The organism is Geomonas edaphica (assembly GCF_004917075.1).
In the GTDB taxonomy this organism is placed as follows: Bacteria; Desulfobacterota; Desulfuromonadia; order Geobacterales; family Geobacteraceae; genus Geomonas; species Geomonas edaphica.
The window spans coordinates 946408-961199 of record NZ_SSYB01000004.1 but is presented as its reverse complement, the minus strand read 5'-3'; the positions used below and the strand labels follow the sequence as shown (position 1 = coordinate 961199).

At 63.1% G+C, this 14792-nt stretch carries 13 protein-coding genes; 11 read left to right on the top strand and 2 right to left on the bottom strand.

Features of this window, described 5'->3' with window-relative positions:
* Positions 1 to 25 precede the first annotated feature (25 nt).
* Positions 26 to 1996 carry an O-linked N-acetylglucosamine transferase, SPINDLY family protein gene (locus tag E8K79_RS15060; protein WP_162604675.1) on the bottom strand — a complete coding sequence of 657 codons (1971 nt, stop codon included), beginning with the start codon at positions 1994 to 1996 and terminating at the stop codon, positions 26 to 28.
* Between the two features lie 324 nt (positions 1997 to 2320).
* On the opposite strand from E8K79_RS15060, the gene tsaA reads away from it, so the two are divergent.
* From tsaA to E8K79_RS15015, 9 genes are all read left to right on the top strand, one after another.
* Positions 2321 to 2839: a tRNA (N6-threonylcarbamoyladenosine(37)-N6)-methyltransferase TrmO gene (gene tsaA / locus E8K79_RS15055; RefSeq protein ID WP_136515414.1), complete on the top strand. Its 519-nt coding sequence runs from the start codon at positions 2321 to 2323 to the stop codon at positions 2837 to 2839.
* 391 nt (positions 2840 to 3230) lie between these two features.
* Positions 3231 to 3731, top strand: a complete 501-nt coding sequence (locus E8K79_RS15050; RefSeq protein WP_136515413.1) for a chemotaxis protein CheX — start codon at positions 3231 to 3233, stop codon at positions 3729 to 3731.
* 96 nt (positions 3732 to 3827) lie between these two features.
* Entirely contained in the window at positions 3828 to 4562 is a 735-nt protein-coding gene (locus E8K79_RS15045; protein ID WP_136515412.1) for a class I SAM-dependent methyltransferase, read from the top strand.
* A gap of 223 nt (positions 4563 to 4785) precedes the next feature.
* Positions 4786 to 5112 carry a hypothetical protein gene (locus E8K79_RS15040; RefSeq protein ID WP_136515411.1) on the top strand — a complete coding sequence of 109 codons (327 nt, stop codon included), beginning with the start codon at positions 4786 to 4788 and terminating at the stop codon, positions 5110 to 5112.
* 96 nt (positions 5113 to 5208) lie between these two features.
* Positions 5209 to 5625 (top strand): cytochrome c3 family protein, encoded by a 417-nt coding sequence (locus E8K79_RS15035; protein ID WP_162604674.1) that lies wholly within the window; start codon positions 5209 to 5211, stop codon positions 5623 to 5625.
* A 136-nt stretch (positions 5626 to 5761) separates the two neighbouring features.
* The gene (locus E8K79_RS15030) at positions 5762 to 6349 is read left to right on the top strand and encodes a class I SAM-dependent methyltransferase (protein ID WP_136515409.1); all 588 of its coding nucleotides are present in this window, start codon (positions 5762 to 5764) and stop codon (positions 6347 to 6349) included.
* Between the two features lie 19 nt (positions 6350 to 6368).
* Positions 6369 to 6992, top strand: a complete 624-nt coding sequence (locus E8K79_RS15025; RefSeq protein ID WP_136515408.1) for a LysE/ArgO family amino acid transporter — start codon at positions 6369 to 6371, stop codon at positions 6990 to 6992.
* A gap of 103 nt (positions 6993 to 7095) precedes the next feature.
* Positions 7096 to 8319 (top strand): multiheme c-type cytochrome, encoded by a 1224-nt coding sequence (locus E8K79_RS15020; protein WP_136515407.1) that lies wholly within the window; start codon positions 7096 to 7098, stop codon positions 8317 to 8319.
* A gap of 190 nt (positions 8320 to 8509) precedes the next feature.
* Positions 8510 to 8929, top strand: coding sequence for a hypothetical protein (locus E8K79_RS15015; RefSeq protein WP_136515406.1), 420 nt, complete (start codon positions 8510 to 8512; stop codon positions 8927 to 8929).
* A 101-nt stretch (positions 8930 to 9030) separates the two neighbouring features.
* On the opposite strand, the gene E8K79_RS21325 is transcribed toward E8K79_RS15015, so the two are convergent.
* Positions 9031 to 9198 (bottom strand): hypothetical protein, encoded by a 168-nt coding sequence (locus tag E8K79_RS21325; RefSeq protein WP_198419378.1) that lies wholly within the window; start codon positions 9196 to 9198, stop codon positions 9031 to 9033.
* 163 nt (positions 9199 to 9361) lie between these two features.
* On the opposite strand from E8K79_RS21325, the gene E8K79_RS15010 reads away from it, so the two are divergent.
* Together E8K79_RS15010 and E8K79_RS15005 are read left to right on the top strand one after the other, a co-directional pair.
* The gene (locus E8K79_RS15010) at positions 9362 to 12100 is read left to right on the top strand and encodes a phosphoenolpyruvate carboxylase (RefSeq protein WP_136515405.1); all 2739 of its coding nucleotides are present in this window, start codon (positions 9362 to 9364) and stop codon (positions 12098 to 12100) included.
* A 161-nt stretch (positions 12101 to 12261) separates the two neighbouring features.
* Positions 12262 to 14682 carry a methyl-accepting chemotaxis protein gene (locus E8K79_RS15005; RefSeq protein ID WP_136515404.1) on the top strand — a complete coding sequence of 807 codons (2421 nt, stop codon included), beginning with the start codon at positions 12262 to 12264 and terminating at the stop codon, positions 14680 to 14682.
* The last annotated feature ends 110 nt before the right edge of the window (positions 14683 to 14792 follow it).

Below are 14792 nucleotides of genomic sequence, written 5' to 3'. Positions count from 1 at the left end.
TATGATATCCGTCTCTGAGAGTTATTCAAACCTTCTCCAGAATAAGTCGCCCCAGTTCCAATGTCATGCCATCGTCCTCGAAGAGTTTTGCAGAGGCAGAAAGAATGCGGCAACTAAGTTCATCACGAAGCTGCGGGTTCGATGCGATCGTCACAGCCTTTGTCACGTAATCCCCAGCATCCAGTGCGATGCACTCCTCGATGCCTAGCCGCCGGTAGCACGCGAGGGTCTGCCTGCCGCGCATGAACCTCCCCGGGAGCGTTACCACGGGCGTTCCCATGGCAAGAGCGTCAAAGGTGGTGGCCCCGCCGCAGAAGTGCAGCGAGTCGAGGATGACGTCAGCAAAACGAACCACGGACAGGTAATCGTGGTACGGCATCCTCGGCAGGAAACGGACGCGGGAGGCATGCTCTGGGACCGCTTTGGCGACGCGGTCGTGCAGCACCTCGTTCCAGTTGGCATTCCACCCCTCGAACAACAGAAGCACGGCGTCCGGGTCGTCGCGCAGGATCGCCGCGAAGAGCCCATCCATGTCGGGATGGATTTTGAACACGGACTGGGGGCAGAGGTAGAGGTGTGCCGCGGCGGCGAGCGAGAAATCCTCACGGCAACGGGGCGCAGCAGGCGGAACTGGGCGGCGGAACCAGGTGTATGAGACCTCACGGCTTAGCAGCAAAAGTTTCTCGCTGTAATGCCCGGGGCTCTCGTCAGTCTCGCAATCCTCGTGGGAAAGGAAGTAGTCGACGTTGGGGATGCCGGTGGTGACAGGGTGACCGTAGAGGGCAATCTGCACGGGGGCGAGTCGGGCGAAGGCAAGGAAGTAGGTGAGCGGCTCCATGCCGATGTCGCAGAAGATGAGGGCGTCTAGCGCCGCCTCTTCGATCGCCTGCTGCGCCGCCGCCAGGTTGTTCGGGATAACGATGCATTCGTCCACCCCCTCCCTGATCGACGCGCTCACCGTGTCATCCACCGTGAAGTTGGAGATGGCGGTGACGTGAAACCATTCGCGGGAAAGCCGGCGCATCACCTCCCCGAAGTAGCGACCGACCGTGTGATCGTAGAAGAAGGTGGAGACGAAACCGACACGCGCCGGCTCCCCTGCCCCCCTTTTCCTCCCCCCGGCCACGCAGTGCGGGGCGACCCGCAGTAGCTGCGGACAGGCGCCGGCGTAAAAGGCGGCGAGTTCCCGCATGAGCGGCAGGTCGTCCATCCCGGCGTAGGCAAGATAAAAGGGGGTGATACCCACCTCGCGCACCGGGTCGTGCAGCCTGATCCCCTCTGCGGCAAGCGCGCGCAGCTCCGACACCATGCGCGTGCGCCCCTCATCGATCTCAGCAACCGATGATACGACCGCGGGGAAGATCACTGCATGCTTGACGCGGCAGGTGGGTGGCGCTCCGAGGGTCGCGGCGCGTTCGAATGCCGCCAGCGATTCCCGGTACCGTCCCTCGAGGTTGTACATGGTGCCAAGGTTCATGTAGGCGAAGGTGTAGTTCGGGTCGAGTTCCACGGCGCGCTTCACGTGCACGAAGGCGCGGGAGGTCTCCCCGACGGCGAGCAGCGCGGAGGCTAAATTGTTATGCGATTTCGCGTGGTCTTCCCTCAGTTGCAGGGCCTTTTGATACCAGGGAACGGCTTCCGCATCCCGCCCCAGATCCTGCATGAGAAAACCGTAGGTGTAGCAGGCGCCCCAGTGTCGCGGATCTGCGGCAACCGCCGCGGAGAGCGCCTCTTCGGCTTCCCGCATGAGCCGCGCATCGTGAAGCGCATCACCCAGGCGGTACAGCGCCTCGGCGTTACCGGGGGCAAACGCCGCCGCGACGCGGCAGCAGAAAAGCCCCTCGCTCTGCATCCCCTCGCGCATCAGGGCGGCTCCGAACGCCGACAAGAGGGCGACCACCCCGGATGCGACCTCTCCGGCAGCACCTTTAAGTGAACCGGCAATGGCGGCGGCGGTGTCGCGCGAGAGCGACGGGAGCTTCTGCAAGGATCTCACGCCGCCCCGGTCCCCCTGCTGCAGGGAAAGACACGCAAGCAGGAAGTGTGGTACAGGGTCATCTGGGTTTTGCGCCGCGAGGGCCTCGTATCCCCTACGCGCTTCGCCAAGGTTCTCCCCGATATGCGACGTCAGTGCCCCTTGCAGATCACACCGACCCTCAGCCGGGGTCTCCCCCTTTTTCGTGAACCAGCTAAAGACCATGCAGAACCTCCTCTGCCGGCGGTAACCCACCGGCTCCCCTTCCATCCCCGCTTTTAAAGTGGTGCGCTTGCCTTTTCCGAAAAGCTGATTTAAGATCCGGGCCCCACGGAGAAGTCACAGATGATCTACGAAACCCAATTCACTTATCGCCCCATCGGCACGCTTAGATCCCCATATGCACGCCGCATCGATGCGCCGCACCAGGGTACCGTGGTAGCGGGAACGCAGACCGGCACACCGGCATTGGCCACGCTCGAACTTGAAGAGTGGCTAGATGAGAAGGCGATACAAGACCTGGAAGGGTTTGAGAGACTCTGGCTCATCTTCGCCTTTCATTTGAGCGAAGGGTGGCGCAGCAGCGTGAAGCCGCCACGGGGCGGTCCGAAACGTGGTGTTCTCGCCACGCGGTCACCGCACCGTCCCAACTCCATCGGCTTGTCGGCTGTGGAGCTGGTCGGCATCGAAGGGAAGACGCTGCACCTGCGCGGCGTGGACCTTCTCGACGGGACCCCAGTCCTGGACATCAAGCCTTACGTGCCCTACGCAGACGCGTTTCCCCACGCCAAAGCGGGGTGGATCGACGAGCTCGATGCCTCACTCGGACGCGGTTACGCACCGGGTCCGCGTAGGCCGAGGTAGGCTACCGCATCCGGGCGCCGCTGCGAAGACTCTCCTTCACGTACCCTCCACACTCCATGGCCCCCTGGCAACGGCGCTGTTTACCACACAACCGCCACATGAGTCGAGCAAAATTAACCAGAGGCAACATACCGCCCGGTCTCCGCCACCCCTATGTTCCCGCCGTAGCTGCCGTGCGTCGGTGTCCCCGAAACACCCACACCGTCCCTAACCGGGACACCCATTTACCGGCCCATCCCGCCAAACCTCCGGTCCCGCCTCAACTTGGGCTGATGGCACGCTCCCTGCTCTACCCCGTGTCAGTACACCGGTCGCACCTCTTCCCTGTCTTCCCTGTCTTCCTGTGGGACAACGGGTGCAGCCCTACTTCACGTGGGATGGAGAAAAGGACATGTTTTCGGATCATTTGCTTGGGAGAATCGGCTGCGCCGGTCCGGCTCTGGAAAAATCACTCATCCAGGAGACGAGAAAAATCTTCTCGACGCTCCTCGGCATGGATCACCTGCTGCACCTACCTCTCTCGGTCGACCCCGCCTCCAACTTCGCCGACTGCATAAGCGGCCTGGTCGGTCTTGCCGGGGAATACAACGGCCTGGTGAGCCTACACGTCTCGACCCGGCTGGCACACCGCATGGCCTGCCAGATGCTCGATATCGATGAACCGACCGACGAGGAGGTCGAGGACGCCCTGGGCGAGGTCGCCAACGTCCTCGCCGGTGCCTTCAAGCGCTACCTCTCCGAGGAGTCACTCGCCATCCGGCTTTCTACCCCGTCCATCGTCTCCGGAAAGCAATACGTGATTCACGTGGCTAAGAAGCCGGAGGTGATGACCCTGCTCTTTGATTTGGAAGACGAGTGGTTCATCGCGGCCCTCGCCGTGGAACGGGACTGACTCCAGCAGGAAGCGCCACGCCTGCCGCCTTGACACCGGCGCCATCATGTGACACCTTGGGCCGACTCATCAAGCGGCCACATGCGGGGTTGTCCGATGGACCTTAGAGAAGCCGATCAAGCTAATCCGCAACGACACCCGTGGGAGACCGCACGGCTAAGGGCCGTGCGCCGCATCATCGCCCCCTCCTGTTTCAAGGGGATGACGATCCTCGATATCGGGTGTGGCGACGCCTTCGCAGCCCGCGGCCTCTTCGCCGACATACCGGGTCGGAGCATCACCGCCGTGGACACGAGCCTTACCGACGCGTGGATCGAGCGGCTCTCCGGTTCCTCCAACGGCATCACCTTCCGGCGCACCCTCCCCGAATCATCCGTCTTCGACATGGTATTGCTGCTGGACGTGATGGAGCATGTCGAGGATGACCGCCAGTTTCTAGCGAAGATCGTGGAGCACCATCTCGGCCCGAAAGGGAGGATGATGATCACGGTTCCCGCCTTCCAGTCCCTCTTCAGCGCACACGACCGCGCCCTGGGGCACTACCGGCGCTACCGGCTGCCGGGGCTCGTACAAGTTGCGAGTGCCTGTGGCCTCAAGGTCCAGGGCTCCGGCTACCTCTTCTCCTCGCTGCTGCTCCCCAAACTGCTGCTGTTCAAGGTCCTCAGGATGAACGACGGCTCCGAAGGCGTCGGGCAGTGGCGCAGGGGAGCATGGATCACCTTCCTGGTGGAAAAGACGCTGCGCCTCGACAACGCACTCCTCACCGCCGCGGCCCGCATCGGCATCAAGATCCCGGGGCTCACGGCCTGGGTCCTGTGCGAGAAATCATGATGGCACCTTGCCGGTGCAAACTTCCCCTTACCGTCTTCGATATCAGAACCTGAACACCAATTCCGTGGCTATTGTGCAAACGCTGAACAGTAGCTACGAAAAGGATTTTCAAGTTCCGACCTAACACGCTGTAATAGCATGACTTAGCCCTTCTGATATTCTTTTGCGCGATGGCATCGTCCTTGTAACGGTACGTTCAACACGCACCGCACAGGAGGAAGCCATGAGACCCCTGACAAGATTTCAAGCAAAGCTTTTCACCATACTGACACTCACCCTCACCGCCGTTGCACTTGAGGGGCTCAACACCACAGCCCATGCCGACGAGACCCCAGCGGCGGCCGCATCGACCAAGGGGACCTGCCCTTATTCCCTGATGCTGCAAAAGTCGGTCGAGGCGCAAAAGGCGTATCTTGCCAAGGTGGAAAAGGCGAAGATGAACAGCCGGATCGATGACCGTGAGGAGACAGCCGACGCGGACGAAGGCGAGACTTCCGGAGAACGCTCCTTCGCCCTGGTGAGCTTCTCATGGGGTTCCAGGACCAGGTAGACAGGAAAAGGCTTCTTCCCCTAAAGTCCCGCCGGAGTGCCGCCGAAGAGATCGGACAGCACGCGTTTTATGAACCGGCCTGACAAGGGGGCAAACATGCCATGGAGCAATAGAAAAAGCGCACTGATCGCAGCAGCGGCGGCGCTTCTCATAGCTAACGCGGGTCCGGCACCAGCCGACGCACCGCCGGAGATCGACCCGCTGTCGCGGGAGTGCATCGGCTGCCACGACGGCGCCGCAGGGCCGGACGTGAAGGTGAACCTGCGCAACAACGCATCCAGCAGGACAAGCCACGTGCACTCCTTCGACGGGGAGCACCCCATCGGGATGATCTATCAAAGCTACGTGAACAAACAGGGGTACAAGCCGATCTCACCACAGGAACGCAACATGATTATGGTGAACGGCGCCGTGGGGTGCCTCACCTGCCATGATCCCCTGAACCCTGCAAAGGGGCACCTGATCAAGAGCGATAAGAACAGCGCGCTCTGCATCACCTGCCACGACAAATAATCCCCATCAAGGCAAGGCCCGGAGTCCCCTCCGGGCCTTCGGTTTTTCCAGATCCGCTTTTTCCCTTGCAAAATTAAGCCGTCGGCTCTAAGTTGCCGGCATCGCTTATCAAACCTCGGCGACATGGAGGAAGCACATGCAGCCCCTGAACGATTACTTCGCACTGCTCAACACGATGGAGTCCGGCGCGGGAGAGGTCGCCATAGACCGCAACCACAACATGTTCATCATCGGCACCCTCCTGTCGCAAAAGCCGGACGACGTGCTGGAACTAGGCATCGGCACCGGCTATCTCACCGTGAGCCTTATCCACGCGCTGCGCTACAACGGGAAAGGAAAGCTCACCTGCGTCGACAACTGGGGCGACGCGCGCGGCGGCGACATGGAGGACGTGGCGGGTAACCTGCGCATGGCCGGGGTGAACGTGGTGGCCCCGATGGAAGAGCGCACCTTCCTCGCGAACTCCCCCGACAACGCCTACGATTTCCTCATCTCTGACGCCGACCACGTGAACAGCGGCACCTGGGTGGACGAGCACCTGCGCGTGGTGCGACCGGGCGGCATCCTCTTCTTCCACGACACCAACAACACCGTCGACTACCCGAATATGGCGCTCATCACTCAAAAGGTGCGGGAGCTGGACCTCCCCCATTACCATTTCACGAAGAGCAGCAGGCCCGACGAACGCTGCGAACGCGGCCTGCTCTTCGTCATCAAACGCTGACAAGGGATCTCCCAGCACCATGCCCCAGTTCCTTTCCCCTCTACTGAGCGGCTTCGGCCTCGGTGCCGGTCTCATCATCGCCATCGGAAGCCAAAACGCCTTCGTGCTGCGCCAGGGGCTCAAGCGGCAGTACGTCTTCACCGTCTGCACCATCTGCTTTCTCTGCGACTCACTGCTCATCTCGCTCGGCGCGGGAGGCTTCAGCTCCGTGGTCGCCGCCTCCCCGCTTTTCATGAAGCTGACGCTCTGGGGAGGGGTCCTCTTTCTCTTCGCCTACGGCCTGCGCGCCTTCGCCGCCGCCTTAAGGCCCGGCTTGCTGGAGGCGGAAGACGGCACCGCTTCCGAAGTACCGCTCCGGCAGGTGGTGCTCATGACCGTCTCCTTCAGCCTTTTGAACCCGCATGCCTTCCTGGACACAGTGCTTCTTTTGGGAAGCCTCGCCGGGCAGTACCCGGGGCTCTCTCGTCTCGCCTTCGCTCTCGGGGCCATGGCCGCCTCCCTCACCTGGTTCTACGGCATCGGATACGGCGCACGCCTCATCGCCCCCTTTTTCCGTAAGCCGCAGGCCTGGCGGATGCTCGACATCATGGTCGGCTGCACCATGTGGGTCATCGCCTTCAGGCTCGCCTTTCCCGCACGTTAGCCCCCACCCCCGTTCACCGTTTTTTGACCTGCGTCAAGGAAAAGACCGTTTTCATGTGGTTTACATGTCCCCTGTTTTTTTATCCATAAAGGGGAGGTATTTCATGATCGATTGCTGTAAGAAGCTGGGAGGGGCGCTGGCGCTGGTACTCATGCTCGCCGGGGCGGCCTTCGCCGGGAAGAGCAACTGCATCACCTGTCACGAGAAGGTGACGCCCAACATCGTAAAGGATTTCCTGGAAGGGGAAATGGGCAAGAGCGGCAGCGTGGACTGCTCCAGCTGCCACGGCAAGGCGCACCAGAGCGCCGCCGACGTCGCCAAGGTGAGCATGCCGACCGAGAAGACCTGCAAGGAGTGCCACACCAAGCAGCACGACCAGTATGCTTCCGGCAAACATGCCGCCGCCTGGGTGGCGATGGACGCCATGCCGACCAACAAGCTCCAGCCCCACGCTTACATCCAAGGGATGAAGGGTTGCGGCGGCTGCCACAAGGTCGGCATCCGCGACGAGAAATCGCGTGCCGACGGGCAGTACGGCTCCCCCTGCAACTCCTGCCATACCCGTCACAAGTTCAGCAAGGCCGAGGCGAAGAAGCCGGAAGCCTGCCGCACCTGCCACATGGGCTTCGACCACCCGCAATGGGAGATGTGGTCCAACTCCAAACACGGCTCCATCTACCAGATGGAAGGTGACACCGGCCGCGCGCCGACCTGCCAGACCTGCCACATGGGCGACGGCGACCACAACGTGATGACCTCCTGGGGCTTCCTGGCGCTGCGCCTCCCCGAGGAAGACGCCGAGTGGATGGGCTACCGCGTCACCATCCTGAAGGGTCTCGGTGTGCTCGACCCGGCAGGCAAACCGACCGCGCGTCTCGACCTCGTGAAAGCCGGTAAGGTCGCCCGTCTCTCCAAGGAGGAGTGGCAGGCATCCCGCGACAAGATGGTGGGGATCTGCAGCAAGTGCCACAGCGCCACCTACGCGAAGACCCAGCTCGGCAACGCCGACCAGATGATCAAGGAAGCCGACAAGCTGATGGCGGAGGCGATCACCATCGTCGCCGGTCTTTACGAGAAGGGTGTCCTCAAGCCGCAGAAGGGGCAGCCGGCCTACCCGGATCTCCTCACCTTCTACGACACGAGGACGCCGATCGAGCAGACCCTCTACGTGATGTTCCTGGAGCACCGCATGCGCGCCTTCCAGGGGGCGTTCCACATGAACCCCGACTACGTCACCTGGTACGGCCTGGCCGAGCTGCAGAAGGACCTGGTGGATATCAGGACCGAAGCCGCGACGATGACCCGCGAGGCAGAACACAAGAAGTAGCCGGAAACGGATCAAATAAGAGGCGGGGCGTCACAAGGCGCCCCGCCTTTTTGTTGCGTGCGACATGGGAGTTACCATAACCGCAACGCCTAAAATACCAGAGTTGCCCACCGTTATATTCGCGTTACACTCAAAGGGTTTAAAAGAGGGGTCTTTGAGCAGCGCCACATCAACAAGACGGAGGTGACTTATGCTGAAAAAACTCGCTTTGACAGTGATGATGCTTTCCATGATCACCGCCTGTGCGTCCACCCGCTCGAAACAGGACGCGAACCCCGCCTATGCCTCCCACCAGTTCAGCAACCATGAGGTTGCCATCGCATGGAAGGCACAGGAAACAGACAAGGGGGTCAGGATCGACGGCACGGTTCAAAACGTGCGTCAGGACATCCCCTACACCTCCCTCCAGCTCACCGCCAAACTGCTCGACGCCAAAGGCAAGGTCATGGCTAAGGAAACCAAGACCTTCAGCGGACGTTTCGCCGGCAGCGAACCCTTCACCATCGAGATCCCGGTGGAAAACAAGGAGTGCCTCGACGAGCTGGACTTCTCCTACTCGTATGGGCGCGATGAGGACTTCTACAAAGGCGGCTTCAAAAGCGTGCCGTAACAGACTGTTACGCTTTCTCCAAAACGAAAAGGAAAAGGCCCTGGCTTGTAATGAGCCGAGGGCCTTTTTTTATCTCCAGCGATCATGCGCTTTGACTTTGTCTAGTGCGGGCCGTGGTGCCGCAACCCTTTCCAGTGGCCCCAGTGACCGTGTTCACCATGGCGGAAGGCCTTGATTGAACCTGCCACCACACCGGCGGGAATCAGCACGAGCCAGGCGGTCAGGATGATCGCTACGATCGCTAAAAGCACGAGCAGTAACGTTTTCATGGTACGCCTCCTTTTTCCTCTTAATAAGAAGTGTAGCACACGCGCTCTCACATGAACAAGTCGCCCCGGGGTTTGCAGGGGGCCAATCTCGGGTATCATTCATCACGGTCCGCATCTCCCCGGCATGGTGCCTGCGGGAGCGAGGATCAAAAGGGGGTGTGCCATGACGTCCCAGGATGCAACCGGCAAAGAGGACAAACTGCAGCGCGACCTCGACTACCTCATGGAGTGTCTCGCGGAGATGTTCCACGGCCTGGGCGAGTCCCGGCTCGCCTCCTGCCTTCCCAAGAACGGCTCGGTTGCCCCCTCCGAGGACTGCAAGTTCGTGAGGGCGTGGTCGGTCGCCTTTCAGCTGCTCGGTATGGCTGAGGAAAACGTCGCGGTCCAGACGAGACGGGCCCTGGAAACGAGCCAGGGGCTCGCAGCCGAGCCGGGTCTTTGGGGGAGGGTCCTGGAAAAGCTCTCACGAAGCGGGGTGGCCGAGGAGGAGATCGCCGCCATGCTCGGGGAGATCCGTGTGGAACCGGTGCTTACCGCCCACCCGACCGAGGCGAAACGGGCGTCGGTGCTCCGGCACCTGCGCGAGCTCTACCTGCTCCTCGTGAAAAGGGAGAACACGGTCTGGACCCCCGCGGAGTGCGACGAGATCAGGGAGGAGATCGTGGCGATGCTGGAGCGGCTCTGGCGCACCAGCGAGGTGCACCTGGAAAAGCCAAAGGTGCTGAACGAGCTCGCCACCATCATCTACCATCTGCGCGACATCTTCCCGCAGGTGATCCCGATCCTCGACCGCAGGATCTGCCTGGCCTGGCGCGAGGCGGGGCTCAAGGGAGAACTGTCGCTTTTGACCGAGCGTCTCCCCTGCGTCTCCTTCAGCACCTGGGTGGGAGGGGACCGGGACGGGCACCCGCTGGTAACCGCGGAGGTGACCGAGGCGACCCTGAGGGAGCTCAGGCTGAACGCGCTCATGCTGCTGCACGGTCAGCTCACCACGCTTGGCAGCCGGCTCAGCATATCGCGCCGCCTCCTCGCCCCTCCCCCGGAGCTCACGCGGCGCCTGGATGTGCTAAAGGCAAGGACCGGTGCGCCTGGGGAGGAGGCGCTCAGGCGCAACCCCGAGGAGCCGTGGCGCCAGATGGTGAACATGATGAGGGCGAGGCTCCCGGTTGAGGTAACCGGCGACGGCGAGGTCCTCTGCGGAGCCGAGGGGTCCCGCTATTGCCGGGCCGCCGAGCTGGAGGACGACCTGCGCCTTTTGCGGGACAGCCTGGTTGCGCGCGGCGCCGCCCGCTTGGCCGCGGCCGACGTGGTGCCGGTGTTACGCAGCGTCGAGGTGTTCGGCTTCCACTTGGCCTCGCTCGACGTACGACAAAACAGCGCCTTCCATGACGCCGCACTGGAGCAGCTCATGGCTGCCACAACGGGAGAGAGCGGTTTTTCCCGGTGGAGCGAGGAGGAGCGCATCGCTTTTTTGAACCGTGAGCTCGCCTCGTCGCGCCCCTTCCTGCTCCCGGGTACAAAACCGGGACGCGAGGCGGAGAGCGTCCTCAGCTGCTACCGCGTGCTCGCCGCCCATCTCGCCTCCTTCGGCGGCGCGGGGCTTGGCTCCCTCATCGTCAGCATGACGCGCGGCGTCTCCGATCTCCTCGTGGTCTACCTGCTCGCGCGCGAGGCGGGGCTCGCCGTCCGGGGGGCGCAGGGGTTTGTCTGCCGCCTCCCGGTAGTCCCCCTTTTCGAGACCATCGACGACCTGGAGGGAAGCGCCTCCATCCTGGAGCGGTTCCTGGGCCACCCGGTCACCAGGCGCACCCTCGCAGAGCTCCATGGCGAGCGTCCGGTGCAGCAGGTGATGATAGGCTACAGCGACAGCAACAAGGACGGCGGCATCATGGCGAGCCTGTGGGGGCTGTACCGGGCCCAGGAGGCGATGCTCGAGGTGGGGCGGCGCGTAGACGTGCGTCTGCGCTTTTTCCACGGCCGGGGCGGAACCATCAGCCGCGGGGCGGGGCCGACGAGCCGCTTCCTGCGCGGTCTCCCGGAGGGATCCGCCGGCGGCGACCTGCGACTGACCGAGCAGGGCGAGGTGATCTCGCAAAAGTACTCGAACCCGTTGAACGCCGCCTACCACCTGGAACTGTTGCTCGCCGGCACCGCCGGGGTAAGCATCCCCGGGCGCAGCGAACCGGGCACCGGGCACCCGCTGGAGCCGGTGATGGACCGCCTGGCGCACCGCAGCCGGTGCGAGTATGAAAAGCTCCTCGCCCGCGAGGGGTTCGTCACCTTCTTCCGGCAGGCAACCCCCATCGACGTCATCGAGTCGAGCAGCATCGGCTCCCGGCCGACCCGGCGCACCGACCACGCCACATTGGCTGACCTGCGCGCCATCCCGTGGGTCTTCAGCTGGAGCCAGGCGCGCTACTTCCTCTCCGGCTGGTACGGCATCGGCTCGGCGCTCGAAGAGCTGATGCTCGAGGACGCCCCCCTCTTCGCGCAGTTCGTCCGCTCGACCCAGAGCTGGACCGCGCTGCACTACATAATCAGCAACGCCGCCACCAGCATCGCCAGCGCCGACCCCGCGATCATGGAGGCTTACGCGGGGCTCGTACACGAAGAAGGGCTCCGAAAGCCGATCCTCGCCGCCATCCATGCCGAGTACCGTCGCACCGTGCGGGTTCTGGAAGAGATCTACGGCGGCCCACTGGCGGAGCGCCGCCCCGCGGTCCACGTCCCGCTCGCCCGCCGCACGGACGCCCTGCGCGTGCTGCACGAGCGCCAGATCGCCCTGCTGCGCCAATGGCGCCAGGAGGGGATGCGTCAGAACCGGGGGATGTCGGAAGAGCTTCTTTTCCGTCTCCTGGAAACGGTGCACGCCATCGCCGCCGGCCTCGGCACCACAGGTTGACCCCCTCCGCGTAGGGGAATCCGCACCACCACCCTCCTTAATTCCCCATTAGAGAAGGCTCGCTTTGCTCTTAAGAAAAGGTGCGTTATGCCGAAAAGTCCCACTGAATACGGGGAAATACCCGTTACGGACACCCGCCCCCTGACCTAAGGAGCACTGTGATGACCATCAAAGCAAAGCTGATGTTGAACGCCACCATCGTGGTGGTAGCCGTTGCGGCGGTCTCCGTCGCAAGCTTTCTGAGCATGAGCTCCATCAGGGGCAAACTCTCGTACCTCACCGAAAAAAGTACGCCGTACCAGGTCCGCACCCTGGAGTTCCAGCGCGCCCTGCAGGGGGCGACCGCCGACCTCGTCAAGGTGGCGGCGGCCCGCAGCCAGACGGACTTCGCCGCCGCAAAGACGGAGGCGGAGAAATCGCTCGCTGAAGTCAGGTCCTCACAGGAAAAACTGGAGGCGGTATCGGGTGAGAAGCTCGAGGCCTCCACCGAGTTCAGCAGCATCGCCCAGGAGCTCTTCGCCACCATGACGGCCCGGCTCGCCTCGGAGCGGGACTCGACCCAGGCCCACGCCCTCATCCTGCAGAAGAGCAAGGAAGCAAGCAGCCGGCTGCAGGAGCTGGAGGTGAAGGTCAGGACCCTGCAGCAGTCCAGTTCTGCCGCCTATACCAAGGCGAACGACGAGACGGACAAGAGTTCGAGAAGCATCGCCAGCATCGAGACCCTGAAGGCCTCGCTGAAGGACATGAGGTACCTTCTCTACGACATACAGCGCTCCCCGGAGAAGAGGCGCATAACCCAGTACCAGGGAGGGCTGAAAAGGATCCAGCAAAACGGCAACATCAGGCAGAACAAGCAGATAGGCGGCCTCTTCGCCACTTTCACCTCGAAGGCAGACCAGTTCGTCAAACTGGCCACCGAGGGGGGTGACGCGCAGCGTGCCGATGCAGTGTTGAAGGAGGCCCTCGCGACGCTTTCCGAGGTCGAGGACCGCATCGAGGACGAGGTCGACCGGGCCCAGGTCCAGGTCGGGAAGATGTCCGACAGGCTCCCGGGGTACCTCTCCCGGGCCAACACCGCGGTGAACGTCCTCTCCTACAACACCGAGCTCGTCTCCCTCGGCAAGTCGCTAGAGGGGCTTTCCGGCCGGCTCTTCTTCGCCAACACCCCGAAGGAGCTGGACGCCGTCGCCGCCGAGTTCGCCCGGGATTACGCCCGCCTCACCGTGGTGGAAAAGGCGGTCGCCCAGCTTTTGAAGGCGGCGGGCGCCGAGCGCGAGTTGCGCAACCTGAACGGGGTGGCCGCTTCGCTTGCCGGTGTGCGCGACACAGTCTTCGCCCCGGACGGCATTGTGGCCAAGCTGCAACAGAAGATGCAGCTCCAGGAAAAGGCGGCACAGGGAGGCGCCAGGCTGCGCGAGGTGGTGGCAAAGCAGGCGGAAAAGGGAAAGCAGACCGTGACGGTGGCCCAGGAGGGGCAGGAACAGGCGATCGGGACGGTGAACCGCACCGTGCGCTACAGCATGACCCTCATCGTGGTGATCGCACTCGTCTCCGCCATCGTCGGCAACCTTGTCGGCATGTGGATCTTCCGCACCATCTCCCGCCCGATAGGGGAGCTGATCGCCATGGCGGAGCAGGCGGCCGAGGGGAACCTGGCCGTCCAGATCTCGGCGACGAGCTCGGACGAGGTGGGGAGGGTGCAGGGGGCCATGGCCCGCATGCTTGGGAGCCTCAGAAACGTCGTAGGGAAGATCGGCGAGGCCACCAGCACCCTGGCCGCAAGCTCCGAGCAGATGGCGGCTACCGCCGGAGTTTTGGAGGACGGCGCCGCGCGTCAGGCGCAGCGCGTCGAGGGTTCGGCAACCGCCATCTCCGAGATGACCTCGACCACCATGGACATGGCGAGGAACACGGCGGATACCGCGAACGCGGCCGACACCATGATGGAGATCGCCAAGGAGGGGAAGGAGGCGATGCAGCTGACCGCGGAAGAACTCCGGCACTTCGTCGGCAGCTTCGGGGAAACCGCCATCATGGTGGAGCAGTTGAGCGACCAGTCCGCGCAGATCAGCGAGATCGGCGTCCTGATCAGGGATATCGCCGACCAGACGAACCTTCTGGCCCTGAACGCCGCCATCGAGGCGGCCCGCGCCGGTGAGCAGGGACGAGGCTTCGCCGTCGTCGCCGACAGCGTGCGGCAGCTGGCCGAGCGCACCGCGGTCGCCACCGCCGACATCAACCACACCGTGAAGGCGATGCAGGAGAGCGTGAACCGCTCGGTGACCAAGATGGGGGACGAGAGGAAGTGCGTCGACACCATCGTGGAGCGCGTGCAGGGGACCGGTGAGGCTATCGACCGCATCGCCACCTACGTGGAGCAGGTGAACGAGATGGTACGGCGCATCGCCGTCGCCACCGAGGAGCAGTCGGCATCGAGCAGCGAGGTTTCCCACAACGTGGACGAGATCGCGGGCCTGACGCGCGAGCTGCGCACCGCCTGCAGCGGCATCCGGGAGTCCTCCGCCGGGCTGTCACACCTGGCCGGCGATCTGAAGGGGATGGTGGAATGGTTCAGGGTGTGACCCGGGCCGACGTCCGAAACAAGAAGGCCCCCCGGCACATGCCGGGGGGCCTTTTCATTGGTATTCCGGTAATTCCCGGGGTAAGAGGAGTGCCGCTACCCACGAAGCGC

Coding starts and splice junctions, on each gene's coding strand:
- E8K79_RS15040 (WP_136515411.1), top strand. CDS start 4,786: ATGAGACCCCTGACAAGATTTCAAGCAAAGCTTTTCACCATACTGACA.
- E8K79_RS15010 (WP_136515405.1), top strand. CDS start 9,362: ATGACGTCCCAGGATGCAACCGGCAAAGAGGACAAACTGCAGCGCGAC.
- E8K79_RS15005 (WP_136515404.1), top strand. CDS start 12,262: ATGACCATCAAAGCAAAGCTGATGTTGAACGCCACCATCGTGGTGGTA.
- E8K79_RS15045 (WP_136515412.1), top strand. CDS start 3,828: ATGGACCTTAGAGAAGCCGATCAAGCTAATCCGCAACGACACCCGTGG.
- E8K79_RS15020 (WP_136515407.1), top strand. CDS start 7,096: ATGATCGATTGCTGTAAGAAGCTGGGAGGGGCGCTGGCGCTGGTACTC.
- E8K79_RS15015 (WP_136515406.1), top strand. CDS start 8,510: ATGCTGAAAAAACTCGCTTTGACAGTGATGATGCTTTCCATGATCACC.
- tsaA (WP_136515414.1), top strand. CDS start 2,321: ATGATCTACGAAACCCAATTCACTTATCGCCCCATCGGCACGCTTAGA.
- E8K79_RS21325 (WP_198419378.1), bottom strand. CDS start 9,198: ATGAAAACGTTACTGCTCGTGCTTTTAGCGATCGTAGCGATCATCCTG.
- E8K79_RS15050 (WP_136515413.1), top strand. CDS start 3,231: ATGTTTTCGGATCATTTGCTTGGGAGAATCGGCTGCGCCGGTCCGGCT.
- E8K79_RS15035 (WP_162604674.1), top strand. CDS start 5,209: ATGCCATGGAGCAATAGAAAAAGCGCACTGATCGCAGCAGCGGCGGCG.
- E8K79_RS15030 (WP_136515409.1), top strand. CDS start 5,762: ATGCAGCCCCTGAACGATTACTTCGCACTGCTCAACACGATGGAGTCC.
- E8K79_RS15025 (WP_136515408.1), top strand. CDS start 6,369: ATGCCCCAGTTCCTTTCCCCTCTACTGAGCGGCTTCGGCCTCGGTGCC.